Source organism: Novosphingobium acidiphilum DSM 19966 (genome assembly GCF_000429005.1).
GTDB classification, from domain to species: domain Bacteria; phylum Pseudomonadota; class Alphaproteobacteria; order Sphingomonadales; family Sphingomonadaceae; genus Novosphingobium; species Novosphingobium acidiphilum.
Window position 1 is genome coordinate 98,572 of the sequence record NZ_AUBA01000004.1, and the last position, 24,150, is coordinate 122,721.

At 62.5% G+C, this 24,150-nt stretch carries 21 protein-coding genes and 1 tRNA gene; 8 read left to right on the forward strand and 14 right to left on the reverse strand.

Annotated elements, in window-relative coordinates:
- Positions 1–35 precede the first annotated feature (35 nt).
- Complete coding sequence (locus tag G404_RS0104655; RefSeq protein ID WP_028640056.1) at positions 36–1,436, forward strand: aldehyde dehydrogenase; 1,401 nt, start codon at positions 36–38, stop codon at positions 1,434–1,436.
- Positions 1,437–1,470: 34 nt separating this feature from the next.
- On the opposite strand, the gene tauD is transcribed toward G404_RS0104655, so the two are convergent.
- Both tauD and G404_RS0104665 read right to left on the reverse strand, forming a co-directional pair.
- Positions 1,471–2,289: a taurine dioxygenase gene (gene tauD / locus G404_RS0104660; protein WP_028640057.1), complete on the reverse strand. Its 819-nt coding sequence runs from the start codon at positions 2,287–2,289 to the stop codon at positions 1,471–1,473.
- A gap of 107 nt (positions 2,290–2,396) precedes the next feature.
- A complete protein-coding gene (locus tag G404_RS0104665; RefSeq protein WP_036520398.1) occupies positions 2,397–2,963 on the reverse strand; it encodes a hypothetical protein in 567 nt (188 codons plus the stop codon).
- A gap of 255 nt (positions 2,964–3,218) precedes the next feature.
- On the opposite strand from G404_RS0104665, the gene G404_RS18070 reads away from it, so the two are divergent.
- From G404_RS18070 to G404_RS0104685, 4 genes are all read left to right on the forward strand, one after another.
- On the forward strand, positions 3,219–4,550 hold the full coding sequence (locus G404_RS18070) for a cyclic di-GMP phosphodiesterase (RefSeq protein ID WP_051280187.1): 1,332 nt from the start codon (positions 3,219–3,221) through the stop codon (positions 4,548–4,550).
- 85 nt (positions 4,551–4,635) lie between these two features.
- A complete protein-coding gene (locus G404_RS18075; protein WP_156906189.1) occupies positions 4,636–7,071 on the forward strand; it encodes an HAD family hydrolase in 2,436 nt (811 codons plus the stop codon).
- A 98-nt stretch (positions 7,072–7,169) separates the two neighbouring features.
- A complete protein-coding gene (locus G404_RS0104680) occupies positions 7,170–7,967 on the forward strand; it encodes a hypothetical protein (RefSeq protein ID WP_028640059.1) in 798 nt (265 codons plus the stop codon).
- Positions 7,968–8,008: 41 nt separating this feature from the next.
- The gene (locus G404_RS0104685) at positions 8,009–9,607 is read left to right on the forward strand and encodes a tetratricopeptide repeat-containing sulfotransferase family protein (protein WP_036520402.1); all 1,599 of its coding nucleotides are present in this window, start codon (positions 8,009–8,011) and stop codon (positions 9,605–9,607) included.
- A gap of 43 nt (positions 9,608–9,650) precedes the next feature.
- On the opposite strand, the gene G404_RS0104690 is transcribed toward G404_RS0104685, so the two are convergent.
- The 7 genes from G404_RS0104690 to G404_RS0104725 all read right to left on the reverse strand — a co-directional run bounded on the left by G404_RS0104690 (position 9,651) and on the right by G404_RS0104725 (position 17,236).
- The gene (locus G404_RS0104690) at positions 9,651–12,158 is read right to left on the reverse strand and encodes a TonB-dependent receptor (protein WP_028640061.1); all 2,508 of its coding nucleotides are present in this window, start codon (positions 12,156–12,158) and stop codon (positions 9,651–9,653) included.
- Between the two features lie 366 nt (positions 12,159–12,524).
- On the reverse strand, positions 12,525–12,920 hold the full coding sequence (locus G404_RS20825; protein ID WP_028640062.1) for a PepSY-associated TM helix domain-containing protein: 396 nt from the start codon (positions 12,918–12,920) through the stop codon (positions 12,525–12,527).
- Positions 12,920–13,396: a hypothetical protein gene (locus G404_RS20830; RefSeq protein ID WP_245584391.1), complete on the reverse strand. Its 477-nt coding sequence runs from the start codon at positions 13,394–13,396 to the stop codon at positions 12,920–12,922. The genes G404_RS20825 and G404_RS20830 overlap by 1 nt, the downstream gene beginning before the upstream one ends.
- Positions 13,393–14,334 carry a tannase/feruloyl esterase family alpha/beta hydrolase gene (locus G404_RS18085; RefSeq protein WP_051280190.1) on the reverse strand — a complete coding sequence of 314 codons (942 nt, stop codon included), beginning with the start codon at positions 14,332–14,334 and terminating at the stop codon, positions 13,393–13,395. Before G404_RS18085 ends, G404_RS20830 begins: the two co-directional genes overlap by 4 nt.
- A gap of 31 nt (positions 14,335–14,365) precedes the next feature.
- A complete protein-coding gene (locus G404_RS18090; protein WP_051280192.1) occupies positions 14,366–15,319 on the reverse strand; it encodes an alpha/beta hydrolase in 954 nt (317 codons plus the stop codon).
- A gap of 1 nt (position 15,320) precedes the next feature.
- Positions 15,321–16,520, reverse strand: a complete 1,200-nt coding sequence (locus G404_RS18095; RefSeq protein WP_051280194.1) for an MFS transporter — start codon at positions 16,518–16,520, stop codon at positions 15,321–15,323.
- A 77-nt stretch (positions 16,521–16,597) separates the two neighbouring features.
- Complete coding sequence (locus G404_RS0104725; protein WP_028640063.1) at positions 16,598–17,236, reverse strand: TonB-dependent receptor domain-containing protein; 639 nt, start codon at positions 17,234–17,236, stop codon at positions 16,598–16,600.
- 112 nt (positions 17,237–17,348) lie between these two features.
- Between G404_RS0104725 and G404_RS20290 the strand changes: the two genes are divergently transcribed.
- Positions 17,349–17,738 carry a hypothetical protein gene (locus G404_RS20290; RefSeq protein WP_156906190.1) on the forward strand — a complete coding sequence of 130 codons (390 nt, stop codon included), beginning with the start codon at positions 17,349–17,351 and terminating at the stop codon, positions 17,736–17,738.
- Between the two features lie 170 nt (positions 17,739–17,908).
- Here the strand turns inward: G404_RS20290 and G404_RS20295 are convergent, their stop codons facing one another.
- Together G404_RS20295 and G404_RS0104730 are read right to left on the reverse strand one after the other, a co-directional pair.
- Entirely contained in the window at positions 17,909–18,271 is a 363-nt protein-coding gene (locus G404_RS20295) for a hypothetical protein (RefSeq protein WP_156906191.1), read from the reverse strand.
- Positions 18,272–18,327: 56 nt separating this feature from the next.
- On the reverse strand, positions 18,328–18,675 hold the full coding sequence (locus G404_RS0104730; protein WP_156906192.1) for a hypothetical protein: 348 nt from the start codon (positions 18,673–18,675) through the stop codon (positions 18,328–18,330).
- A 133-nt stretch (positions 18,676–18,808) separates the two neighbouring features.
- On the opposite strand from G404_RS0104730, the gene G404_RS20035 reads away from it, so the two are divergent.
- On the forward strand, positions 18,809–19,069 hold the full coding sequence (locus G404_RS20035; RefSeq protein ID WP_028640065.1) for a helix-turn-helix domain-containing protein: 261 nt from the start codon (positions 18,809–18,811) through the stop codon (positions 19,067–19,069).
- A 144-nt stretch (positions 19,070–19,213) separates the two neighbouring features.
- Here the strand turns inward: G404_RS20035 and G404_RS0104740 are convergent.
- The 3 genes from G404_RS0104740 to G404_RS0104750 all read right to left on the reverse strand — a co-directional run bounded on the left by G404_RS0104740 (position 19,214) and on the right by G404_RS0104750 (position 21,738).
- A tRNA-Val gene (locus G404_RS0104740) sits at positions 19,214–19,289 on the reverse strand.
- A 77-nt stretch (positions 19,290–19,366) separates the two neighbouring features.
- The gene (locus G404_RS0104745) at positions 19,367–20,578 is read right to left on the reverse strand and encodes a pyridoxal phosphate-dependent aminotransferase (RefSeq protein ID WP_028640066.1); all 1,212 of its coding nucleotides are present in this window, start codon (positions 20,576–20,578) and stop codon (positions 19,367–19,369) included.
- A gap of 35 nt (positions 20,579–20,613) precedes the next feature.
- Complete coding sequence (locus G404_RS0104750) at positions 20,614–21,738, reverse strand: AI-2E family transporter (protein ID WP_245584392.1); 1,125 nt, start codon at positions 21,736–21,738, stop codon at positions 20,614–20,616.
- Positions 21,739–21,996: 258 nt separating this feature from the next.
- Between G404_RS0104750 and G404_RS18100 the strand changes: the two genes are divergently transcribed.
- Positions 21,997–24,129, forward strand: a complete 2,133-nt coding sequence (locus G404_RS18100; RefSeq protein ID WP_169719685.1) for a bifunctional diguanylate cyclase/phosphodiesterase — start codon at positions 21,997–21,999, stop codon at positions 24,127–24,129.
- Positions 24,130–24,150 lie beyond the last annotated feature (21 nt).

Consider the following 24,150-nt stretch of genomic DNA (forward strand, 5'->3'; position numbering starts at 1 on the left):
ATCAATAATCGCATCCAGCCGGGAGAGCTTTGGCCATGGAATTCGCCCGTTTGAACCCCCTCACCGGGGCCATTGCCTCATCCGCGCCGGCCATGCAGGCCGCAGCAATCCCCGCGATCGCGGCGCGTGCCGCAGCCGCGCAACCGGCCTGGGGCGCCTTGGGGCCCAATGCGCGACGTGCCGTGCTGATGAAGGCGGCATCGGCGCTTGAGGCGCGCAAGGATGATTTTGTGGCGGCAATGATGGGTGAAATCGGCGCCACCGCCGGGTGGGCCATGTTCAACCTTGGCCTTGCCGCATCGATGGTGCGCGAAGCGGCCGCGCTGACCACGCAGATCGCAGGCGAGGTGATCCCTTCGGACAAGCCGGGGTGCCTGGCCATGGCAATGCGCGAACCGGTGGGCGTGATCCTGGGCATTGCGCCGTGGAACGCCCCGATCATCCTGGGGGTCCGCGCGATCGCGGTGCCGCTGGCCTGTGGCAATGCGGTAATCCTGAAGGCCAGCGAACAGTGCCCGCGCACCCACGCGCTGATCATCGAGGCCTTTGCCGAGGCGGGCTTTCCCGATGACGTGGTGCAAGTGGTGACCAATGCGCCGGCCGATGCCGCCGCGGTGGTCGGCGCGCTGATCGACGCGCCGCAGGTCAGACGCATCAACTTTACCGGATCGACTGCGGTTGGCCGGATCATCGCGATGCGCGCGGCACAGCATCTGAAACCCTGCCTGCTGGAACTGGGCGGCAAGGCACCGCTGATCGTGCTCGAGGACGCGGACCTGGATGAAGCGGTCAAGGCCGCGGCATTCGGCGCGTTCATGAACCAGGGGCAGATCTGCATGTCGACCGAGCGGATTATCGTGGTCGAAGCCGTCGCCGCAGCCTTTGCCGAAAAGTTCCGCGCCAAAGTGGCAACGCTGGCGGTGGGCGATCCGCGCGAAGGCAAGACCGCGCTTGGCGCAGTGGTCGATGCCAGGACCGTGGCGCATTGCCACAGCCTGATCGACGACGCGCTGGCCCATGGCGCAACCCTGCTGATCGGCGGCAAAACCACCGACGCGGTGCTGATGCCGGCGCACGTGGTGGATGGCGTGACCCCGGCGATGAAGCTGTTTCGCGACGAAAGCTTCGGGCCGGTGGTGGGCGTGATCCATGCCCGCGATGCAGCGCACGCGATCGAGCTTGCCAATGACAGCGAATATGGTCTTTCGGCGGCGATCTTCACGCGCGACACGGCACGCGGCCTGACGCTGGCGCGCCAGATCCGGTCGGGAATCTGCCATGTGAACGGGCCCACCGTGCACGACGAGGCGCAGATGCCGTTCGGCGGTGTGGGTGCGTCGGGCTATGGCCGGTTCGGTGGCAAGGCCGGGATCGATGCCTTTACCGAACTGCGCTGGATCACGGTCGAAACCCAGCCAGGACACTATCCGATCTGAGCGAACGGGGGCCGATAGTGCCCCCGACCCGGTGTCAGAACGGCTTGTCGCCCATCATCGTGGCGCGGTTCATCACGCGGTGCGCATTGCCGTAGTCATACGTGGCATAGTGCTGCGTGACGCGGTTGTCCCAGATCGCCACATCGCCCACGCGCCATTTCCAGCGCACGGTGAATTCGGGTCGGGTAACATGGGTGTAAAGCATGGCGAGCAAGGGGCCGGCCAGCGTCGGGTCCATTCCGACAATGCCGGTGGTAAAGCCTTCGCTGACAAAGATCGCTTTTTTGCCGGTGACCGGATGCGTGCGGATAACCGGGTGGACCACTGGCGGATTGTTGCGCTTGGCCGCGGCCAATGCGTCCGATTCAAAGCGTTCGGCAGGAAACGACTTGGCCAGATCGTGGATCGCCGACAAGGTGCCGAGATAGGCTTTGAGCGTGTCGGGCAAGGCGTCATAGGCCGCAGTGGCGCTGGCCCAAAGGGTATCGCCGCCCAGCGGGGGCAGCTTGCGCGCCAGCAGCACGGCGCCGAGCGAAGGCGTTTCCAGAAAGCTGACATCGCTGTGCCACAAGGCGTTGTCGCGCAGATCGTTGAGCGCGGTATCGAGCAGCATGATTTCGGGCACGCTGTCGGATCGTGGATAGATCGGGTGGATGTGCAACGGGCCGAAACGCGCGGCAAAATCGCGCTGCTGCTGCTCGGTCACGGCCTGATCGCGCAAAAACACCACCTGGTGGGTCAGCATCGCTGCCTCGACCGCGTGGAACGTATCGTCATCCACCGGCTGCGCCAGATCAACGCCGGCAATCACGGCGCCAATGGCAGGGGTCAGCGGTTCAATCGAAATGGCCATATGCACCTGTCCTGTCGGATTTGCCCCGAGCTTACGCCAGCCCGTGCGCCGGACGAAATCCCGTAACGCAGCGATTAGCAAATTGCATGGCCGCCTGCGCCTTGGGGTTAACCCCCGGCCGCGTTGGCGCGGCGCGGCTGCACATGAAATCCGGCATCCGCGCGCACCCAGATCACCCGCTGGGGATCAAGTGCCGCGGCCACACCCGTAATCGCATACTGCGCCTCAAGGCCACCTGCAGCGGGTACAAAGCGGGTGCACAGCTCATGCCCGATCGTGCTGGCCATCGTATCGGCCAGGTGGACCAGAACCGGCAGCGCGCTTTGCGCTGGCACCTGCCGGTCGAGCAAACGGAGTTTGCCGGCCAGCACCTGTTCGCGCGACATAGTCCCGCACACGGCGCCGCCGCGCACGGTGACCGGGATGTCGATATCGACAGTCAAAGGCAGCGCCGGATCGGCCAGGATCGTCGCCGTATCGGTCCAGGCACCGTCACGGCCACGGTGATAGGTGGCAATGGCCGTACAGCTGTGGTCGGCGGTGCTGGGGTCATAGCACTGAACCATGCCCGACTGCGCCGGCGCCAGCGGGTTTTGGACCAATTCGTCAGGTACCGAGGTGTCGATCGCCAAAGCCGATCCAAGCGCGAGCCCTGCGGAAACGAGTGGCAGCATGGCGATGATCGATCCCTTCGGACAACAATGACGGCACCAAGCCATAGACCACGGCGCATAGCGGGCAACGCAAAAAGCCGCTGGCACGTGCGCCGGGCGCAAAAAGCGGGCGGGGCACAGACGGGCCGCGCGCCGCTCCGATTAATAAGGCGTTTTACGTATCGGACTGCGGGGCGGGATTCACCGCACGCTGCCATTGTGCCCGTTCGCAGCGCGCCGCTGTGCGTTGGGCGTTGCCCCCGCCCGGAAGGACCCATGTTCGAACGGATCGATCCTGTCGATGTCACGCTTGGCATGTTCATCCACAAGCTGGAGGGGAACTGGTTTCTCCACCCGTTCTGGCGCGCGCGCTTTTTGTTGACCGATCCGGCACAGTTGGCCCGGCTGCATGCCAGCCGCGTTCCGGCGGTGATCATCGATACCGACCGCGGGCTGGCCCCGCGGCCGTCAGCCGATGCGCCTTCAACGGGTCCGACGCCAAACGCCGGCCTGTCGCGGCCCCTCGCGCGGCGATTGCCGCTGCCCCCGCGCGCCGCACCGCCTGTCGCAGCGACAGCTGCGACAGGCCGGTTTCTGTCGGCACCGCCGGCACAGACCGTGCAGGCATTTGGGCGGGCCAGCACCGTGGCGGATCGCGGGCTGAAAGTGGTTGCCAACGTGTTTCTGGAAATGCGGTTGGGCAAGGCAATCACGCCGGCGACTGTCGGCCCGGTGATCACTGCGATCATGACATCGATGCAAAGCAATCCATTTGCGTTCAATGGCTTGATGCGGTTTCGCCGCGACAGCGAGATGGTCTATCGCCATGCGCTGGCGACCAGTGCACTGATGATCGCGCTGGGGCGCAATCTGCATCTGGCGCCGATCGAGCTGCATGCCGCCGGTCTTGCCGGGCTGCTGCTCGATTCGGGCATCAGCCTGTTGCCCACCGCCGACGACGGTCGATCGGCAGACCCGCGCGACCTGCCCGCAGAGCAGTGGCGCGACCATGTGCGCCTTGGCCATGATTTCATCTTGCGCAGCCGCCTGTCCGAGCCTGTCGCACGCGCGTGCCTGGAACACCACGAACGCCATGACGGCGGCGGATGGCCCAACGGCACCGGCGCCATGGGCCTTAGCCTGTTGGGACGTATGGCGGCGATCTGCGATGCCTATGACCTGCTGATCAGTCCGGCCGACGGATCAGCAGGGGCGGATCCCGCGGCAGCCTTGTGCGCGATGCGGGCAGACACCGGCGCCTATGACCCGGATCTGCTGTGCGTGTTCGAAACGGCGGTGGGCGTGTGGCCCACCGGTTCGCTGGTCATGCTGCGCAGCGCAAGGCTGGCCGTGGTCATCGATCAGAACCGCGACGCGCTTGATCGCCCGATGGTGGCGGTGATCTTTGCCCCCGCCACGGGCCAGCGGATCGATGATCTGTGGATCGATCTGAACACCTGTTATGGCGCCGATGCCATTGCCGGGCCCGCAGCGATTGCCGATCTGCCCGTGGCGATGCAGGCCGACGCGCATGCCGCGCTGGCCATGGCGATTGACCGTGCAACCGGCACGGCCAAGCGCCCGAGACGCGCGCCCAAAGCTGCTTAGGGCATTTCCCCTAGCGCCCCGATCGAAGCGCATTTACCAACCGGCCCTAGGCTGATGGCGAGCCAACACAGCCGAAAGCCTGACCATGAACGCCCCTTTTGCGCCCCGTCCGCCCTTGCGCAATGGCGCGGCCCTGGCGGCGCATGTGCCATCCGCTGCGTCATTGCCGGGCTGGTGCACCCCCGATGAATTGCCCGGGGTACTCGACCGCTTTGCCGGGCTGAAAGTGCTGAGCCTTGACTGTTTCGACACGCTGCTGTGGCGTGATTGCCACGCGCCGACCGACCTGTTTGCAGCGCTGCCCGATTGCAATGCATTCCAGCGCGCCCATGGCGAACAGCGCGCGCGCCAGATTGCGCGCGCCAGCCGCGGCCAGAACGATGTGGCGATCGACGCAATCTATCGCGCGATCATGCCCCGCGCACGCGACGCCGACCGCGCCCGCGCGATTGCCGCCGAACTCGATTGTGAAGCGCGCCATTGCTATGGGTTTGGGCCGACCATCGCGTTGATGCACGCGGCGCGACAGCGCGGCCTGCACATCATCCTGGTGTCGGACACGTATCTCGGCCCGCGGCAATTGCACGATCTGGTAGCGCGCGCCGCCGGGGCGGATGTGGCCGCGCTGATCGACCGGGTGTTCTGTTCTTCGACCTATGGCAAACCCAAGGCGGGTGGGCTGTATCGCGAGGTGCTCGACAAACTGAAGGCCAGACCGGGCGAAATCCTGCACATCGGCGACAATGCCGCGGCCGATGTTGACGGGGTGGCCCCGTTTGGCGTGCAGACGCTGCATCTGCGGCAGTTCACCCCGCGCACGGCGCAGCAATTGCGCCTGGAAAGCACCGTCGGCGCGCTGATCGAAGGCCACGGAGCCCGGCGATTGCAGGCGCCACAGCCGCACCGCGCCGCACTGGCCGTCGACACGCCGCGACTGACCGATCCGGCGCAACTGTTCGGGTTTGCCACGCTGGGCCCGGTCATGTTCGGATTTGACCAGTGGCTGCGGCACGAGGCCGCCGCATTGCAGGCCGCAACGCGCGGCACCGTGCACTGGTTGTTCCTGATGCGCGACGGCCATCTGCCCATGGCCATGCACCGGGCGGTCAGCGCGACCGCGTCGTGCCATGCGGTCGAAATCAGCCGACTGACCGCAACATATGCAGCATTTGCGCAAGATAGCGCGATCATGCGCCATCTGGAGGAAAACCGGGGGATCGATCCGGCGATCCTTGCCGGCCAGTTGCGGCTGTCACCCGAGACCGCCGAGCGCTTGTGCGGGAACCGTAGCCATGACGAAGGCTGGCACGCGCTGGCGCAATGGTGCCGCAACCCGGCCAACCGCCGACCGATCGTGAAAGATGCGCAGGCATTTGCCGACCGGCTGGTCACGCATGTTCGCCGGACCGTCCAGCCCGCGCCCGGCGATACGCTGATGCTGGTGGATCTGGGCTATAACGGATCGGTGCAATCCCTGGTCGACGGCCTGCTGGCGCGATCGATGCACGTGCATGTCGCCGGCCGCTATCTGATCCTGCGCGAGGTGCAGGTGTCCGGCCTGGACAAGCGGGGCTATCTGGATGCCGAGCACCACGATCCGGTGCTGTTGAATGCCATGACCGCCAATGTCGCGCTGATCGAGCAACTGGCAACCACCACGACCGGGTCGGTGATCGATTACGGCAACGATGGCCAGCCGGTGCGCGGCGCAAACGGCATCGCGCACCGCCAAAGCGCGGCGCGCGATGCCGTACAACGCGGATGCCTGGCGTTTGCCGGCGCGGCGCAGGCCCACGTGCATCGCGCCACAGCGCCAGACGCAATCGCGTTGTGGCGCAGGGCAAATGCGGCCACGCTGCTGCGGCTGATGTATTTGCCGATGCGCGAAGAACTTGCCGTGGTCAGCGCGTTCGAACACGATGTCAATCTGGGCACGGCTGAAACGTTGGCGCTGTATGACCCGGACATCGCGCGCAAAGGCCTGCTGCAACAGGGGCTGTTTTATCAAAAGGGCGCACGGCGCATGTACCTGCCTGCCGAACTGGCCGAACAGGGCCTGGCCACGCGGCTGACCCATTTGGCCACGGCACGGTTTCACATGCCGCTGATGGCGACAGATTTCGGCGGCGATACCGGCCAGATCGGCGTTATCCTGAGCGATGCGCGCGATGCCACGCGGATCGAATTACCGATCCGCCCCACGCACGACGGGTATTGCGCGCTGTGCATCCCGGTGGGCGCGGGCCGCTTTGTGGCAGCCGTCCCTTTCGGCGCGCTTGCCACCCATGTCGAAGTCCATTCGATCACGGCCATGCCGGCCACCGAATATCTGGGTGGCCGCCACGACAGCGATGCGCGCGCGCATCGGGTTGATCCACAGTTCGATGGTATCACGCCGTTGACCCCCCACCTGTGGCATTGCCCCGATCCCGCGGGCTTTGCGCTGCTGACACCGCCGGCGGTGCATGATGACACCGCAATGGTGATCGTGGTGGTGTTTCGCATGATCGGTGTGGGCTGACACGGCGCGAAGGATACGCGAATACGACTGCATGCGGGGCTGATTTTTGAACAACTTTGGGATAATGCCGTTCCCTGTCAAACGACAAAGGTACGGCCATGGTCCCCCCAGCCCGCCCCAACCGCCGCCGGCTTGCCGGTGTGCTGATCGCGCTGATCGCGGCTTGGCCAGCCGCGTCGCAGGCCGTATCGCCCTTGCCCCAGCTTGATCCGGAACTGTGCGACGGACCGGAAGAGCCCGATCTGGCGCTGCCCGAATTGGCCGACCTGGGCACCGATCTGCCCGACCGCATCGAAGGGTTTGACCTGGCCTTCAACGCCGCGATGGTCGAAAATATCCTGAAATCGGCAGGTGATGTGACCAGGTTGGCGCTTGCCCCGATCAAGCCCCACCCGGCGGGTGCCCTTGATGCCTTCAATCTCAAGGCCCCTGCAAGTGTGACCGCCGCGCCGACACTGACAGCATTGGCGCATCCCACGTTCGGCAATCGCGACGGCATGGCCGTCAGTGTCAACCCGCGGCTGGTCCAGTCGGGCGCATTGAACACCGACATCCGGTTCAGCCACAGCAGTGCGTTGCTTGACGCGGGGTTCAATCTGAACACGCAGCAAAGCCTTGTCACCGCCGAACCGATGGTGGTGCAATATGACGGGCGGGCCCTGGTGAAATTCGGGCCGACCCTGCAAATGGGTGTGGCCGCGCGTGGAACACTGGGCACACTGACCGCACCGACCCTGGCTGGCAACGAAATCGCGGGGCCCCTGCTGCATCTCAACCTGTTCGACAGCAACCTGTCGCTGGCATCGGACATGGGTTATGATTTCGGACTGAACCCGCTGAACACAGCCGCCCGCGCGCAGTTTCATGCAAAGCTGGACCTGAAGCTCAAGCTTTGACAGGCTGCTGTCAGGGGTTTGCAGGTCTGAAGGGAACAACAATGGCTGGGGATGGTGCCACGACCATGCTGGCACAGGCCCGCAATGCATTGTTGCAGGGTGATTTTGCCCAGGCGGCACAGATTGCCGAACGGGTCGGCCGCGCCGATCCGCAAACGGCAGAGGCATGGTTTGTGCTGGGCATGGCGCTGGCCGAAACCGGGCATATCGGCCACGCGCTGGGGCAAGTGCAGCGGGCGGTCGATCTGATGCCAGGCAACGCCGAATATACCGCCCAACTGGCCCGCCTGCTGATCCAGTTGCAACGCGATGCGCAAGCGCGCGACGTGGTCGCCCATGCCGCCACGCTGCCCACCGACGACGCGTTGGTGCTCGACACGATCGGGTGCGCGATGGCGCGACTGGGGGACCATGGCGCAGCGCTGCCGCTGTTTGAACGCGCAGTGCAGGCGCAGCCCGATGTGCTGTCGTTCCGGTTCAACTATGCCAGCAGCCTGGGATTTTTCGGCAAGACGGCCGAGGCGGCAGACCAGTACGAAGCGATGATCGCGCGCGATCCTGCCAATGGCGCAGCGCACCATGGCCTGGCCGGATTGCGCAAGGCCACGCCAGCCGGCAACCACATTGCCCGGATCGAAGCGGCCATTCCCGCCGCGCGCGATCACGCCGAACGCGTGCGGTTGCATTATGCCGCCGCCAAACAGCACGAGGATCTGGGGGCATACACGGCGGCATTTGCGCATCTCGATACGGCCAACCGGGCACACAAGACCCGTATCGGATATCGCGCCGAGACCGATGCCGCACTGATCGACGGCGTGCGTACCGCCTTTGCCAGACCCGGCTATTTCGCCGACACCGGCCTGCCCGACGCGGCACCGATCTTTGTTGTCGGATTGCCACGCACCGGAACAACGCTGGTCGATCGCATTCTCGACGCGCATCCGCTGGTACGATCGCTGGGCGAACTTCAGGCGATGCCGCTGGCGATCAAGCGATTGTCGCAAAGCCCTTCACGCCTGATCCTTGACGCGCAGACCATTGCCGGTGCCGCAAAGCTACGTCCACGCGATGTTGCCACGGCCTATCTGGCGCAGGCGCAAGCCCAGGCCGGTGCGCCTGCCGATGCCGCAGCCGGCCTGCGTCTGCTCGACAAGTTTCCGCTCAATTTTCTTTATGTCGGATATATCGCCCGCGCCTTTCCACAGGCGCGCATCGTGTGCCTGCGACGCCATCCGCTCGACAGCGTGTGGAGCAATTACAAGCACCTGTTTGCACTGAATTCGCCTTACTACGGATACAGCTACGACCTGCTCGACACGGCGCAGTACTTTGCCGGGTTTGCCGGACTGATCGCGTTTTGGCGCAACGCATTTCCGCACCAGGTGATGGAACTGGAATACGAACGCCTGCTCGACGATCAGGAGGGGCAGACCCGCCGCCTGCTGGCGCATTGCGGCCTGCCGTGGGATCAGGCCTGTCTTGATTTTCATACGCGCAGCGGCGCTGTCGCCACGCCCAGCGCACAACAGGTGCGCCGCCCGCTCAATCGCGATTCGGTCGGACGGTGGCAGGGCTATGCCGCCCCGCTCGCCCCGATCACGCAGTTCCTGCACCAAAGCGGTCTGTTGGACCTCTGAAACGGGGCCGCACCGGCCGGTGCGGCCCTTCTGCCACGCGGGATCAGAATTTCTTGGACAGTTCGATACCGGCCCGCCGCGGCGTCAACACGCTTTGGGTGTAGAAGCGCGACGCAAAGCCATTGTCGATGATGCGGCTGCTGAGATTGTTGCTGACCCCGATAATCGCGTATGTGTTGAACAGATTGTCGGCATAGAGTTTGACGACAAATCCCTGATCGACAAAGTCGTACCCGATCGAGCCGCGGCTGGTCACATAGGCCGGAAGCGTCTGGCCAAAGCCCCGATCGCCGGGCCGGGTCAACACGTTGCCGTTGTAGGTGGCGGACATGTTGAAATCCAGGCTGTTGGCCCCTGTCGGCACGCTGTAATCAAGACCCAGAGTGCCCGAATTCTTGGCCGATCCCGGCAGGCGGTCACCCGCCAGTGCATCGGTCTGGAAATAGCCGCCATTGCCGTAATGGATCAGGTTCGTCACATCCTGGGTCAGATGTGCATCGTTGTAGGAATAGTTGCCGCTGAGTGTCAGCCCCTTTGCCGGTTTGGCGACGAAGGTCAGTTCTATTCCTTTCGATACCGCCTTTCCGCCGTTTACGGTGATCCCGATTGCGCCGTTTTGGGTCACGCCGGCAAGCTGGATGCCATCCCAGTTGATCGTATAGGCGGCGATTGAGCCGCGCAGCTTGCCGCCGAACAGCGCATAGCGGATACCGATTTCCTTGTTGTAGGTGGTATCCGGCTGGAACGACTGTTCATTGGGCAATGCACAGAGGTTCTGCTTGGTGGGATCAAGCACGGGCGGGCACGGCGCCACGTTGTTGACGCCCCCAAGGCGATAGCCCTTCGAAAACGTAAAGTAGGCAAGCAGATCGCTGCTGAATTTGTACGAGGTGTTGATTTTCCAGACCGCGCCTGATTTTCCCGTGTCGCCCGTGGCCCCCTTGTACGGCACGGTTGGATAGGGGGCGAACAGCGGCAAATCCTGACCGCCGGCGACGATGGCCTTGTACGAGAAATAGCGTGCCCCGCCGGTAACCTGGAACGCCGGCGTAAAATTCATCGTTGCTTCGCCGAAAACGGCCTTTTCCTCGTTCGAACTGCGCACGAAAGAGGCATATTCCCACTCGTCGGGGCGGTCGATCCCCGCAAATGCCGGATAACCCGGCACGACTTCATGATAATTGCTGGCATAATTCATCTTGTTGTAAAAACCGCCCAACGTCCAATTGAGCGGTCCACCATGTTTGGAAACCAGCCGCAATTCCTGGTTGAACTGGGTGCGGCTGGACTGCTGTTCGTTGTAGCTGGTGAAATTGGGGAACTGTTCGTAGCCGTAGTTGAGATCGAGCAGCAGGTCGGTGTTGTCACCCTGGTGCGCATATTTCTGCTTGGTCCACGCGGTATCGGACACCAATTGGGCCAGATGCCCGATATCGGCCTCTACCTCGATCGCATAGAGGTCAGCCGTGCGGTGGGTGGGTTCAAGGTACCGTTTCGACGCCTCGTATCGGCCGGTTCCGAGCACGCCGCCGCTGTTGATCTGGTCACCACCGGTATCGGTAACCTGATGCGCCCAGGTCAGATAGGCACGCACCCCCTCGGCCGGGAAAAAGCCCAGCGTATTGCGCATCGAGAAGGTATTTTCATAGTTCACGCCTTGGGCATTGTGCACATTGGCCGCCAGCTGCGCCGGGGTCGCATTGTTGGTGCCCCACCCTGCGGGCGCGGCGCCGGTCAAAGGATCCACGCCGATCACGCTGGAACTGTAGGGAGCGTGCAGCGACGAAGCCTGCGTCGTGTAATCACCGATCGGGCCACCGGGCTGCGGATTGGAAATCCCCGGCTGGTTGACAAGGCCGACATAGTCGATGAACCCGGGGTTGTCCCAATAACCGACCGATGAACGCAGTGCGAGCCTGCCCGCGACAAGCGGGATATTGACCGTGCCATCAACGGTTGCGCCTGGCGAATGGGCGTGGCTTTCGCCAAACATCCGCATGTCCGCAGATCCCTCCCATTTGTCGGGATTGGGGCGATTGGGCAAATAGCGGATCGCGCCGGCCAGCGTGCCTTCGCCATACAAAGTGCCCTGCGGACCCAGCAGCGTTTCGACACGCGCGATGTCCATGAATTTGAAATCGGCATAGATCGGCGTTTCGCCAAGGTAGATCGCCAGAGCATTGTCATAATTGTTGCCCGACGAGGCGGTATCGTCGGCCGAAAGCCCGCGCATGATGATGGTGCCGTTGGCCGAGGGTCCGGCGTCCTTGATCGTCAGGCCGGGCGTGACCGCGCCAAGATCGCGCACATCGTCGATATGCTGATCCTGCAGCGCCTGCGCTGAAACCGCGCTGATGTTGATCGGCACATCCTGCAGCGAAGTCGACCGGCGCGTTGCGGTGACCACGATGGTCTGTTCGTTGGTGCTGGCAGCGTCTGCCGATGGCGCAGGCGCAGCATCAGCCTCTGCCGCACGGGCACCCACCGGCCCAAGACCAAACAGAACCGTCGCAGACAGCAAGCCCCGGCGGATGGCAACGCGATGTGTCATGAAGTCCCCTCATGTCATGTGCGGACAAGTCCCGCCTGCACACCGCCCGTTGGCGTCTGCGATTACGGGAAATTGGCCGAAATCATGGATCTGCCGGCATGGTCTCGCCGGATCAGACAGGGGTGACCATGCGGTGTTTGACGTACATGCTGCAGATGCACAGGTTTGGCGCCATCCGATGACACCAAAGGGTATTCGGCTATTCTGGGCGATGGGGCCGCAGACATGGCATCTGGCCCGGCCCGGTGACGGGCTCGAGCCGCCCGATCAGCGCGCGGCAAATCTGCGCGCGCATGGCACCTGGCCCATGCAGACAGACCTTGTACGCACTGCCGAAGACCGCGCCGCGCGATCCCTTGGCACGTTTTATTTCCAGAACAAACCTGGCCGTCCGTTGCGCCTGCGTTTGCGAAACATGTCGATGTACATCCACACGCCGGAGATGGAAAAGAACAGCATCGCCGCACCCAGCAACGCGGAAACACCTTTGCCGACAGGTCCGAAATAGGCCCCCGAGTGCAGATCGATGATGACATGGTACAGGTCGGGCGAACCGCCGTGTTCACCGGGGGGGCCATTGCGATCACCATCATCCGCAGCGGCGGTTGGCAGTTTCGGCCTGCCGGCGTTTGCCCCGGGGGGTGGTCCTTCATGGTGTTCGCCGCCTGCCAGCGAGACGACTTGGCCGACCAGTCCGGTCGCAGCGATCCAGACCAGAAACACGCCGGTGAAGACGACCAGCCAGCGATGCCATTTGCGCATCAAGCGTTGTCCTTGTTCGAATTGGATCTGCGTACGACCCACGCCAACGGTACTGCGAAAAACAGGTGCGACATCACGCCGCCGATCACCACATCGGGATTGCGATAATCGGGGTGCTGATGTCCGGTGAGTGCAATTGCGGCATGCATCACCACCCACAGCACCACGGCAAAAGGCAATGCCAGCGCGGTTGCCTCGCAATTGCGGCGCTGAAACCACGGCCAGATTGCCGCGAACACCACGCCCCAAGCCGCGGCAAACGCGAAATGGATCGTGGTGCCAAGCACGCTTGCCCAGAACCCCAGTCCCTGCTGGGCTGCTTTGCCCAACATCAGGCCGGTGGCATTGGCAGGGATTGCGGCCAGCGGCAGCACATGCTGCACGCCCGCCCATACCGCGGCTTCATAGGCCCAGATACAGGCCCCGCCCAGCAGACCGCCGGCAACACCGGCGCGGACGGTCGATCCGGCGATCACGGGCGGGCACCGGCCCAGTCGCTGATACCGTTCACCGCTGCGGGTGTGACCGCGTGGAAGCTGGCGGCGTTGTTCACCGAGCCCGCACCGTTGTACTGTGCGATTTGCGGATAGGCATAGATCGGGCGGGCGCGTGGACCCAGCTGGGCGAGTTCCGCCTCGCGAGCCATCATTTCGCGGATCATTTCGGGCGGCGGGCCATCGTGACCATCTTTGTTTCCACCATCCTTGGGCGCACCATCCGGGCCGGCACCAGGCGGTGGCCCCATCGGCATCGGCGGCTTGCGATGCGCAACCAGCATGTCCGGCGCATGGCCGTTTTCGACCCAGGCCATCAGCCCGGCCAGCAGCGGAAATGCGCTCGGACCTTCGCCACCGCCGCAATGGCCCATGGCCGGCAGCAGGAACATGCGCACGAAACCGTCGCGGGTGCCCGCACCCATTCTGACGCCGATCCGCTCGTAATAGTCGATCGTATTGAGCGGGCTGATGTGCGGGTCGGACCACCCGTGGTAGAGGATCAGCTTGCCGCCGTGGCTGGCAAACGCCCCCAGGTCGGGATTGTCGGCGTTGTAGAGGACGCGCGCATCTTCTTCGCCGGCCAGCATCGCTTCGGTGAAAGGAAAGCTGGCGATCGTATACGTGCGGTTTGGCGTATAGAGCAGATTGTTGATCGTATCGAGCGCCATCCCCTCGCTGCCGATCTTGCCGGTCGTTGCGCGGGGCACGAACACGCCGACCCATTCGCTTTCGCTGCCCGGTTGCACCGGCCCGACTTCAAGCCGTTTGCCCGTGGCGCTGCGCGCTCCGCCATAGATGGCGCGCACCGTTGCCACTTGCGCGGCGGTCATTGGCGCGAGCGAGGCCTGGGCAAGCGCCGGTTGCGCGAATGTCGCAACCAACACGCCAAGCAACACATTCAGCACATGTTTCATCATGGTCCGATCAATCCTGGTTCACGTTGGTCGATCAAGGTTTGGCGGCGAAATGATCTGCGGCAAAAGCCTGCCGAAAAAACGCTATGACGCTGGCCATGTTGGCAGGCGTGTCGAACGCGCTGTCGGCATGTGTGGCACTTTGGCGATATTGCAGCAGTGCGCGCCCCGGTCCGGCAACCGCATTCACGCGGTCCGCCAGGATGCGGCTTTGCAAAGGGGGGACGGTGCAATCGCCGGTACCGTGCTGCAACAGCAACGGCGGTGTGGCGGGGTTGGCATATGTCAGCGGATTGGCCTGCGCGACCATGGCGGGAACGCGGGTGATCTGTGCGCCGAGGTATCTTGATTCGGGACTGTCCACCGCGCTGTGATTCTGCGCGCCTGCGCTGCATCCGGCGGTGGCCAGTTGCTGGTCCATGGCGATGAAATCGGTCGGGCCGTACATCGACACCACCGCACTGACATGGTCATCTGCGGCTGGTGCCAGTGCGGCAGGGTCGTTGAACAGCGCGACGCCGCGGCTCATCCCGGTATCAAGCGCGATATTTGCACCCGCCGATTGGCCCCACAGCGCAATCCTGGCCGGGTCAATGCGATAGCTGGCCGCATTGGCACGGATGAAGCGCAGCGCCGATTTCATGTCCTGCACCGCCGCCGGAAATTTGGCTTCGCCGCTCATTCGGTAATTGATGCTGACCAGCGCAAACCCGGCTGCGTTCAGCGCATTCACGTCATCGCGAAAACCGCGCCCGAACATGCGTTTGTCGCCGAACATGAACGCGCCGCCATGGGCAAACACCACGGCGGGAAACGGCCCGCGCCCTTGCGGAACATAGATATCCAGATGCTGGCTTGGCGAGGTGCGGCCATACGCCACATCGGTGTAATCCGCATCGCGCGCCTGACCGGTGTAGACCCAGATGCCAACCCCCAGAGCGGCGACCAGCAACACCGGCAAAACCCTGCGCAGAAGAAACTTGCCCATCTCAGCCCCCTTCGTCCAGACGCACGGCCATGGCCGCAAATCCTGTCGCCAACATCGGCACGCAGAAGATGCCGAACACCACCACCAGCGGCAGCCCGGCGCTGATCGCGGCACTACCGATCAACGGCCCGAGCAACGCACCCACACGCCCGATGCCCATCGCCCAGCCGAGGCCGGTGGCGCGCATGTCCGCCGGATAGATCGCGGCGGCCAGCGGATAATTGCCGTTGACGCCACCTTGCAGCGTCACGCCGATCAGGAAACTGACCCACAACAGCGGCGTCAGCGTCATGTGCACGCCCCCGAACACCAAAAACAACACGCTTGCGATCGCCAGATTGCCAAACACCAGCTTGCGCAAGTCCACGCGCATCGCGGCAAAGCTGATCAGGATCGTGCCGACACACGATCCGATGGAATAGATCGAACTGGCAATGATCGCCTGGTCCTGGGGCAGGCCCGCTGCGATCGCCAGCTTGGTGATCCAGCTCGCAATGAAATACAGCGCCATGAACCCGCCAACCGTCGCCACCCACAACAGCAGCGAATTGCGCCGCCGCCCCGCCCCGAGGGTCTGGGCGATCGAATGGTGCGTGGGCTGTGCGGTTTCCGGCGCTTCGGGCAGCAGGAACCAGCACAGCGGCACCAGCAGCAACGTCAGATAGCCGGCAGCGCTGAACACGGCTGCCCAGCCGTGCCCGGGCAACGCCCAGGCCGTGGCAAAGCCGGCAATCGTTGCGCCAATCGGATAGCCGGCCTGCGGCACGCCCGCCGCGACATGGCGCCAGCGTTCGGGTGCAAAACCGGCCGACAGTGCGGTGATGCTGGCCAGAACGGTGCCAATGCCCAGCCCGACCACCAGCCGGATGGCTGCAAGGCTCCAGATGTCGGGCGCATGGGCGCTGGCAACCATCGCGCCAGCCATCAGCACAAGCGCAAACAGGATGACCGGACGGCGTCCTATCCGATCGGCCAGTGGCGCCAGAAACAGGCCGCCCAGGCCCATGCCGACAAGGCCTGCGCTGAACACGACCGAAAAATGCGCAGCATCGGTGCCGAAATGCTGCTGAAGCATGGGCGCAACATAGGTCAGCGTAAAAATGTTCACGCCGTCGAACATGTTGAGGACAAAACATAGCGCCATCACGGCGATGCCGCGTGGATGGTAGGCCTCGTCCGGCAACTGCCGCTGGATATCCATTGCTCTGCCATCAAAACGATGGTCCGCCGCACCCAGGCGCGACGGACCATTCAGGGAGGAAACGGAAATTGGCCGCCTCAGAACTTGGCGCCAAGCCGCACACCGAAGAAGCGCGGCGTGTTGACACCAAAGGAAACCGAATTGGGGATGGTTTCAGCGCTCGGAACAAAATTGCCGTTGGTGCCGCCATAAGCGCCGGCATAATTGTTGGGCCCGCTGGTCTTTTGCAGCTTGTTTTCGATGTTTTCGACAAAAGCCTGAACGGTAAAGCGATCCCCGGCGGTCGCATAAGTGATGCTGGCGTCGCTGCGGGTGTAGGCGTTTTGTTTGAACTGCACCACGTTCGACAAATCGCTGATCAGATAGCTGGAACTGTATTTGATCAGTCCGCGCAATTTGATTTTGGCCCCGTTGCCAAGTTCAATGGCGTGATTGATCACGCCGGTCGCGGTGAATTCGGGGCTGCGATCGATCGGTTGGCCCGCATATTGAAATTGCGCTGTGCTGAGACGACCGGTCAGCAAATCGTCGACTTTCGAATGGCCGACGGTAAAATTGCCACTGACGCTGGTTGTCGGTGCAACCTGATAGCTGAATTCATTTTCCCAGCCATAGATCTTCGACTTGCCGATCGCGGTGTACAGCACACCGGGTGGCGTGCCGCCAGGGCCAAAGAACACCAACGAATTGAACTGCTGCTTTGAATAACCGAACACGACGCCGCTGCGTGGCTGGGTATATCGTCAAAGACCCTTTCAAATTGGCGATGGCAAGGCTTTGGGCCGCCGTTTTGCCGCATTGGCAGACTGGTCCGCTAACCGTGAACTGGTGGAACAGACCATTCCGCTATGCTACACCGTCCCGCGCTATGGCGGGAAGCGCTGGTGGATAATCTGTCCTTACTTGCATTGCCGCGTAGGCAATCTGTATCTGCCCATTGGAGGTGATCGCTTTGCGTGTCGCAAGGCGTGGGGGCTTGGCTATCAATCCCAACGCATCGCCCCCAGCGAGAGGCCGCTTGAGGCGCTATTCCGCCTGCAAAGGAAACTGAACTGCCCACTAGGGTTGGCTCACTGGCCAACCCGCCCTAAGGGCATGTGGCAGCGAACCTTTAACCTTCATATGGCACGCTATCTGGAGTTGGATATGTTAGCGTCCGCCAGCTTTGCGGCGATGACCAACACTTTGGTTTTGCGCAAGTTTGACCCCAGACATTGAACATTGCCGGGTGAGCCCATCGCGGGCGCCGCGCGTGCTGGTCGAACTGATCGAGCGTGATCCCGAAATAGCGACCGAGGTTGCGGCGCGGGTAGGGACGGAATCCCCGTAAAAATGACATTCCGGAAGAGGGAGGGCTGCGAACTGCCATCTGCACTGCGCTGGGATTATTATTTCTGAGCAGCATTTTGCTCATAGAGCCACTGGGAACATTTTCTATCGTCCCAAGCCTGATAATAAACGTCGAGAGCTATCTTTACTCTCTTCGTGTTCCCGTTGGCATTCATTTGATTAATAAAAATCATGGGTGCGCCGACTATTGGAATGAAGCGACCTGCAACCTCTTGACCGCTATTCCGATTTTCATCCTTTGATGATTTATCCCGCATGACGCCAAACGCCACTAATTTTTTTTGCAGATCATCGCAGGTATAATTCGCGACAACTCTCGAATCTTCCGGTTTAACGTTGTTTTCGGTAACGCACGCGGTCAATAGGAGCAGCGGTGTCGCGTATGGCAGGGCTTTGTGCATAACTCACTCACCGCCTCTTTGGGCCCCATCCAAGGACAGGGCCCTCAAATGAAAAGTTATTGACCCATCACCGCTTGAGCAGCGCCACGGGTGATACGGTAGTCCTTAACCACATCGCCATCGTCAAAGATGACCACGAGAGTGTTACCTTTTGCATCGGTCGAACCAATTCCCATAACACGGAACTTACTGCCTTTTGTCCAAGAATAAAAAACAACTTTTCCGCCCGGTTCGGTGCGGGTCGGTTCGCCAAAGTTGAGGAAAATTTCCTGCTTCGTGGTTTTGCCGATTACAATCTTTGAAGCGTCGCTTTGGCTGATGACAGTCCCATTTTCGATGGAACCAATCGCACAAGCGGAGAGAAGCGCCGCTGCCCCCGCAACGATAGCGTACCTGAATTTCATCTCACTACCCCTCACCGGCAGGCGGGCGCACTCTCTCGCATAAGCGTCGAGTGCCCCACCAGCGTCCCCAAAATGGGGACACGACCCCACGCATATACGGACTGTCCCGATTATGGGAATTGGGAAATTTGCGATGCATCGCAAATGGGTTGCTTCGCCCTACTATCGGGCCGTCATAGACACCCTAAGGTCGGCGCGGCTTGAGGCAGATGTCTCGCAGCGGCAATTGGCGCAGCGGTTGGGAAAACCCCCGTCGTTCGTCAACAAGATCGAGTTGATTGAGCGCCGCATGGACATTCTCGAATTTATCGCATTCGCCAATGCCATCGGCATTGCACCATCAACATTGATGGCAAGGCTGATTGCGGTGCTGCCTGATTCGTTTGAAATATAGGTCAGGCAAGGAGGAACGATCGGAAGTCGACGCATCGCAATGCGCCCACCAAATTGCATCCAGTGATTGCTATGTGATTGCTAGGTCGAGATTTCGAGACAAAAATAAGCAGCCGAAAATGCCAAAAAACGCTTTAAAATCAAATGGTGGGCGGTGACGGGCTCGAACCGCCGACCCTCTCGGTGTAAACGAGATGCTCTACCAACTGAGCTAACCGCCCGGCACGCCGGAAACCGCGCATCTACAGGCTTTGCTGCGGCGGTCAACCGCTCGTGCGCTGCCACGCCGGAATAAGTGTCAGGCCGGGCAGGTTGCCCGTTGCGTCAACTGGTCTGCAAGCGTGCAGATCGTTGCACAGGCCGCACGCAAAATGGCCGGTTCGTGGACCAGCCCGATGCGGATGTGGCCGGCGGCACGTTCGCCGAAGGCATCGCCGGCCAGGACCACGACGCCTGCCTGTTTGAACAGCATGTCGGCAAAATCCGGCGCCGACACTCCGCAAGGGCGCACGTCGACCATCACGAACATGCCTGCCTGGGGCGCGATCGGTCGCAAGCCTGCGGCCTGGCCCAGCGTATCGATCACGATCTGCGCCCGCATCGCATAGGCCTGCGCCATTGCGTGCGAGGCCGCAGCACCTTCGCGCAATGCCACGCAGGCGGCACGCTGGATGAATTCTGGCCCGCCGTACAGCATGACAATGTTCAGCTTGGCCGCGTGATCGCCAAATGCCGGTGGACCGATGGTCCAGCCCAGCCGCCATCCGGTCATCGCGTGCGATTTGGACAGGCTGTTGAGGACGACGGTGCGTTCGGCCATGCCGGGCAGCGCCGCCAGCGTAAATGGCCGTGCCATGCCCGGAAAATGCAACGCACGGTAAACCTCGTCGACAATCACCCACAGGTCGTTGGCAATCGCGATCCGCGCAATGTCACGCCAGATCGCCTCGGGCATGACGGCGCCGGTGGGGTTGTTGGGATCGTTGACCAGAATCGCACGGGTGGCGGGCGTGATGGCGGCTTCGATCTGTTCGGTTCGGGGCAGAAAATCGTCTTCCGACCAGGTTGGCACAACCACCGGACGCGCGCCGCAGGCGCCAAGCGTGTCGCGATAGGTGACATACATCGGGTCGAAAACGATCACTTCGTCGGCTGGATCGAGCAGGGCAAGACACGTGGCAAACAGCGCATTCTGGGCGCCCGCGACCACCGTAACCTGATCGGGCAGCACCGCCGCACCGATCCGGGCCGCGTAGTCTTCGGCAAGGATCGTGCGCAGTTCAGTGGTGCCCGACATCCCGGTGTAGTGGGTGTCGCCTGCATTCAGGCTGGCAATTGCAGCATCGGTGATCGCGCGCGGGGTATCAAAATCGGGATCGCCGACCGACAACAGCAAATAGGCATCGGGCGCCACTTCGCCCGCATCCATCTGCCGCACGGCCTCAAAATGCAGGTCCCATGCCTGCGATGCCTTGCTGCGGATACGACCGGTCAGGCTTGAAAATCGCATTGTCTGTGTTCCTGATGGATCGCCAGGCGCCATAGTCAGGCCGACGGCGGGTTGAGCGGACCTTTTTGCGACCCGACCCATTCGCGCCACAGCAACATAAGCACGGCGACCAGCGCGGGGCCAACCACAAGTCCGATCAGGCCCCAGGCCTCGATCCCGCCCAGAATGCCGAGCAGCACCAGCAGAAAGGGCAGACGTGTCGCATCTCCGATCATGACCGGGCGGACGAAATGGTCTGCGACGAAAATGACCACGGCAGAAAACACCGCAACAACCGCTGCTGCAATCATATGACCGGCCGCGGCAAGCGATATGGCGGCCGCCGCGGCGGCCAGCACGGCGCCAAACGGGACCGCGGACAACAGCCCCGTCAAAACGCCAAGCAGGGCGGGATGCGACGCGCCGCACACGGCATAGACAACCCCCAGCAGCAGCCCTTCGCCAAACCCGACCACGACCAGACCGTTCACCGAACCGCGCACCGCATGCAGGGCCTGCATCGCGACATTGACCCCGGCTGCGCCAAATGCACGTTCACAGCCGACACGCAGACTGTTTGCCACCCGGTCACCATCGCGCAGCAGGAAAAACAGGATCAGCAGCAGAAATACCGCCACCAGAAACCGGTGCAGCACAAGGCCCAGCAGATGCGGGCCATTACCGAACGGATTGTGCCCCAACTCGCCTGTCAGATGCCAATTGCCCAAGGCATTGGGCGTGGCCAGATTGGTCTGCCACCATCCCGCGATGGCGCCGCCGCCGGGCAGAGCTGGAACGAAGGCGGGCATCGCCAGACCATGGGCACGCACATCGGCCACCCATTGCAGCACAAAGCGGCCATCGATTGAAATCGCATGCGCCACCATCACCAATGGCAACACGAAAAACAGCGCCACCGTCAGCGTAAACAAGGCTGGCCAGGTAAAATCGGCGCCGCGGGGCCACAACGCCACCGCGCGTTGCCGCCAGGGCCACAACGAAATCGCCAGAATGATGGCCCAGCCAATTGCGGGCAGGAACACCCGCATGGTCCACAGGCCAAGCGCGGCAATGACAGCCAGCGCCAGCAGGCCGGCCCGGCGCTGGGGCGGCGACCAGGGGTCGTCCGCGTTGCGCGTAAACGTTCCTGGAGACTCTATCGGATCGGGACGGTTGGCCATGGCGATGTGCGATTAGGCCAATCGGATCGCAATTGCCAGTTTTTCACCACGCACGACACGAGGTCTGCGGGGTGAGTGCAATGTTAGCAAAGCCTTAGGCGGAGCAGGCTATGGTCAGATGCGATTTTGCATTGAGGGACGATTTCAAGAGGAACCGGGCGCATTTTCGACTTTAAGACCATCATCATCGAAAAATCGCGCAAACGGCAACTGCTGGTGCCGATTGCCGCGATGACACTGGGTGCACTTGCGCTTCTGGTGATTTTGGTGGTCTTTCTGGTCGACCGGTTCGATGAAACGGCCATAGCCCGCGAACAGAGCATGGTCGAAAGCGGCTTTGACCAGCAAATGCACCAGTTGAACGAACTGGTCGTACCGCAAGTCGATTGGGACAAGGCCGTAGCCAAAGTCGATCGGACATTGGACCTGGATTTTGCCGACCTGGATTTCGGCAACCAGTTGTACACATTTGACGGATTCACCCACAGTTTCTTTGTCGATGGCGATGGGCGCGTCACGTATGCCTATATCAAGGGCAGGCATGCTCCGGCAGAGAGCTTTGCCCCCTTTCGGAGAATCGTAAAGCAATTGCTTGTGCCGATTCGCACAGCCGAGGCGCGCCGCGGTCCGATCAAGCCACATGCACAAGGCAAAGGCCCGATCACCAAGCCGATCCAGGCCAATGGTTTTGCCAGGGTCGATGGCCAGGTCTATGTCGTTATGGCCAGTCTGATACAGCCCGATCTGGGTCTGGTGCAGCCCAAGGGGCCGCGGGCCACGGTTTCGGTCAACGCCATTCCCGTCGACCGGACCATGCTGGATGCCTTTGCCGCCCGCTATCTGCTTGATGATCTGAAGCTGTTGCCATCGCCTGACCCGATTACCGACCGGACGTCGATCGCCCTGCGCGCGCCCGACGGGACCGTGGTGGCGGCACTGAGCTGGATCCCGCGACAGCCGGGCAGCGTTTTGTTGCATCGCATGGTCATGCCGTTGATCGCCGCGATCGCCATGCTTGCATTGGTGGGGTGGACCATCGTGCGCCGCAGCGGGGTGGTGGTTGACGAATTGCTTGCCAGCGAAATGCGCGCGCGGCATCTGGCCTATCACGATACGCTGACGCTGTTGCCCAACCGCGCGTTGTTGTTCGAGCGGTTGCGCGCATTGTTGGCCGCGCCGTCGTTGCACCATCCGCTGGTGGGCATGTTGTGCATTGACCTCGACCGGTTCAAGGAGGTCAACGACACGCTGGGCCACCAGGCCGGCGATGAACTGCTTAAGGTGATGGCCGACCGCCTGAGAATGCTGGCGCGGGCGGAACCCGGTGCCTTTACCGCGCGGCTGGGCGGCGATGAATTCGTGCTGGTTGCCCAGGCGCGGGATCATGCAGCGGTCGCCGGGCTTGCGCAGCGTTGCCTGGGCGTGCTGCTGACGCCCGTTGACAGCGAATTCGGCCGATTGGACGTCGGATGCTCGATCGGCGTGACCGTTGTCGACAGCACCGTGCGCGAGCCGTCGTTGGCGTTGCGTCAGGCCGACCTTGCGCTGTACCGGGCAAAAGCCCGCGGGCGCGGGTGCATCACGTTTTACGAACAGGAAATGGAAGCCGCGTTTCAGACCCGGCGCGTGCTTGAGGCCAAATTGCGCACCGCTTTGGATCTTGGCGCGTTTCACCTGGTATATCAGCCGCAAGTCGATGCGGCGGGCACGATCTGCGCCTACGAGGCGCTGCTGCGGTGGGATGACCCCGAAATGGGCGCGATTTCCCCCGCGACATTCATTCCGCTGGCCGAGGAATGCGGTTTGATATTGGGCATTGGCGAATTTGTGCTGCGCAGGGTCTTTGCCCAGTCGCGTGACTGGCGCGGCGTGCGGGTGGCCATCAACGTATCCGCGATCCAGATGCGTGCCCCCGGATTTGCGGCACGCTTGATCCAGATTGCGGCGGCGGCGGGGATCGATCCGGCCCGTTACGACATCGAACTGACCGAAACTGCGCTGCTGACCGATTCGCTGACAACGTCGGAGAACTTTTCCGCCCTGAAGCGTCTTGGCTTTGCCATCGTGCTTGACGACTTTGGCACAGGGTATTCCTCGCTTCGGCTGTTGCACCGGTTTCGCGTGGACAAGATCAAGATCGATCGCAGTTTTGTCGCAGACCTGGGGCAGAGCAACGAGGCCGAGACCCTGGTCGGGGCGATCGTCAAACTGGCACGCAGCTTTCACCTGGGGGTGATCGCCGAAGGTGTCGAGACCGAGGCGCAAAAGGCGCTGCTGATCGCCGCCGGCTGTCATGAATTCCAGGGCTATCTGACCGGACGGCCGGCCTCGCTGGCGGCCATTACGCAGGCACAGGAAGACGCGCGGATACGCGAACTGCGACGCGCCTGAGCCGCTTCGGATGGTGACAGG

Bases quoted from the DNA above. Each gene is read 5' to 3' on its own strand.
- G404_RS0104655 (WP_028640056.1), top strand. From the start codon at position 36: ATGGAATTCGCCCGTTTGAACCCCCTCACCGGGGCCATTGCCTCATCC.
- tauD (WP_028640057.1), bottom strand. From the start codon at position 2,289: ATGGCCATTTCGATTGAACCGCTGACCCCTGCCATTGGCGCCGTGATT.
- G404_RS0104665 (WP_036520398.1), bottom strand. From the start codon at position 2,963: ATGCTGCCACTCGTTTCCGCAGGGCTCGCGCTTGGATCGGCTTTGGCG.
- G404_RS18070 (WP_051280187.1), top strand. From the start codon at position 3,219: ATGTTCGAACGGATCGATCCTGTCGATGTCACGCTTGGCATGTTCATC.
- G404_RS18075 (WP_156906189.1), top strand. From the start codon at position 4,636: ATGAACGCCCCTTTTGCGCCCCGTCCGCCCTTGCGCAATGGCGCGGCC.
- G404_RS0104680 (WP_028640059.1), top strand. From the start codon at position 7,170: ATGGTCCCCCCAGCCCGCCCCAACCGCCGCCGGCTTGCCGGTGTGCTG.
- G404_RS0104685 (WP_036520402.1), top strand. From the start codon at position 8,009: ATGGCTGGGGATGGTGCCACGACCATGCTGGCACAGGCCCGCAATGCA.
- G404_RS0104690 (WP_028640061.1), bottom strand. From the start codon at position 12,158: ATGACACATCGCGTTGCCATCCGCCGGGGCTTGCTGTCTGCGACGGTT.
- G404_RS20825 (WP_028640062.1), bottom strand. From the start codon at position 12,920: ATGCGCAAATGGCATCGCTGGCTGGTCGTCTTCACCGGCGTGTTTCTG.
- G404_RS18085 (WP_051280190.1), bottom strand. From the start codon at position 14,334: ATGATGAAACATGTGCTGAATGTGTTGCTTGGCGTGTTGGTTGCGACA.
- G404_RS18090 (WP_051280192.1), bottom strand. From the start codon at position 15,319: ATGGGCAAGTTTCTTCTGCGCAGGGTTTTGCCGGTGTTGCTGGTCGCC.
- G404_RS18095 (WP_051280194.1), bottom strand. From the start codon at position 16,520: ATGGATATCCAGCGGCAGTTGCCGGACGAGGCCTACCATCCACGCGGC.
- G404_RS20295 (WP_156906191.1), bottom strand. From the start codon at position 18,271: ATGCACAAAGCCCTGCCATACGCGACACCGCTGCTCCTATTGACCGCG.
- G404_RS0104730 (WP_156906192.1), bottom strand. From the start codon at position 18,675: ATGAAATTCAGGTACGCTATCGTTGCGGGGGCAGCGGCGCTTCTCTCC.
- G404_RS20035 (WP_028640065.1), top strand. From the start codon at position 18,809: ATGCATCGCAAATGGGTTGCTTCGCCCTACTATCGGGCCGTCATAGAC.
- G404_RS0104745 (WP_028640066.1), bottom strand. From the start codon at position 20,578: ATGCGATTTTCAAGCCTGACCGGTCGTATCCGCAGCAAGGCATCGCAG.
- G404_RS0104750 (WP_245584392.1), bottom strand. From the start codon at position 21,738: ATGGCCAACCGTCCCGATCCGATAGAGTCTCCAGGAACGTTTACGCGC.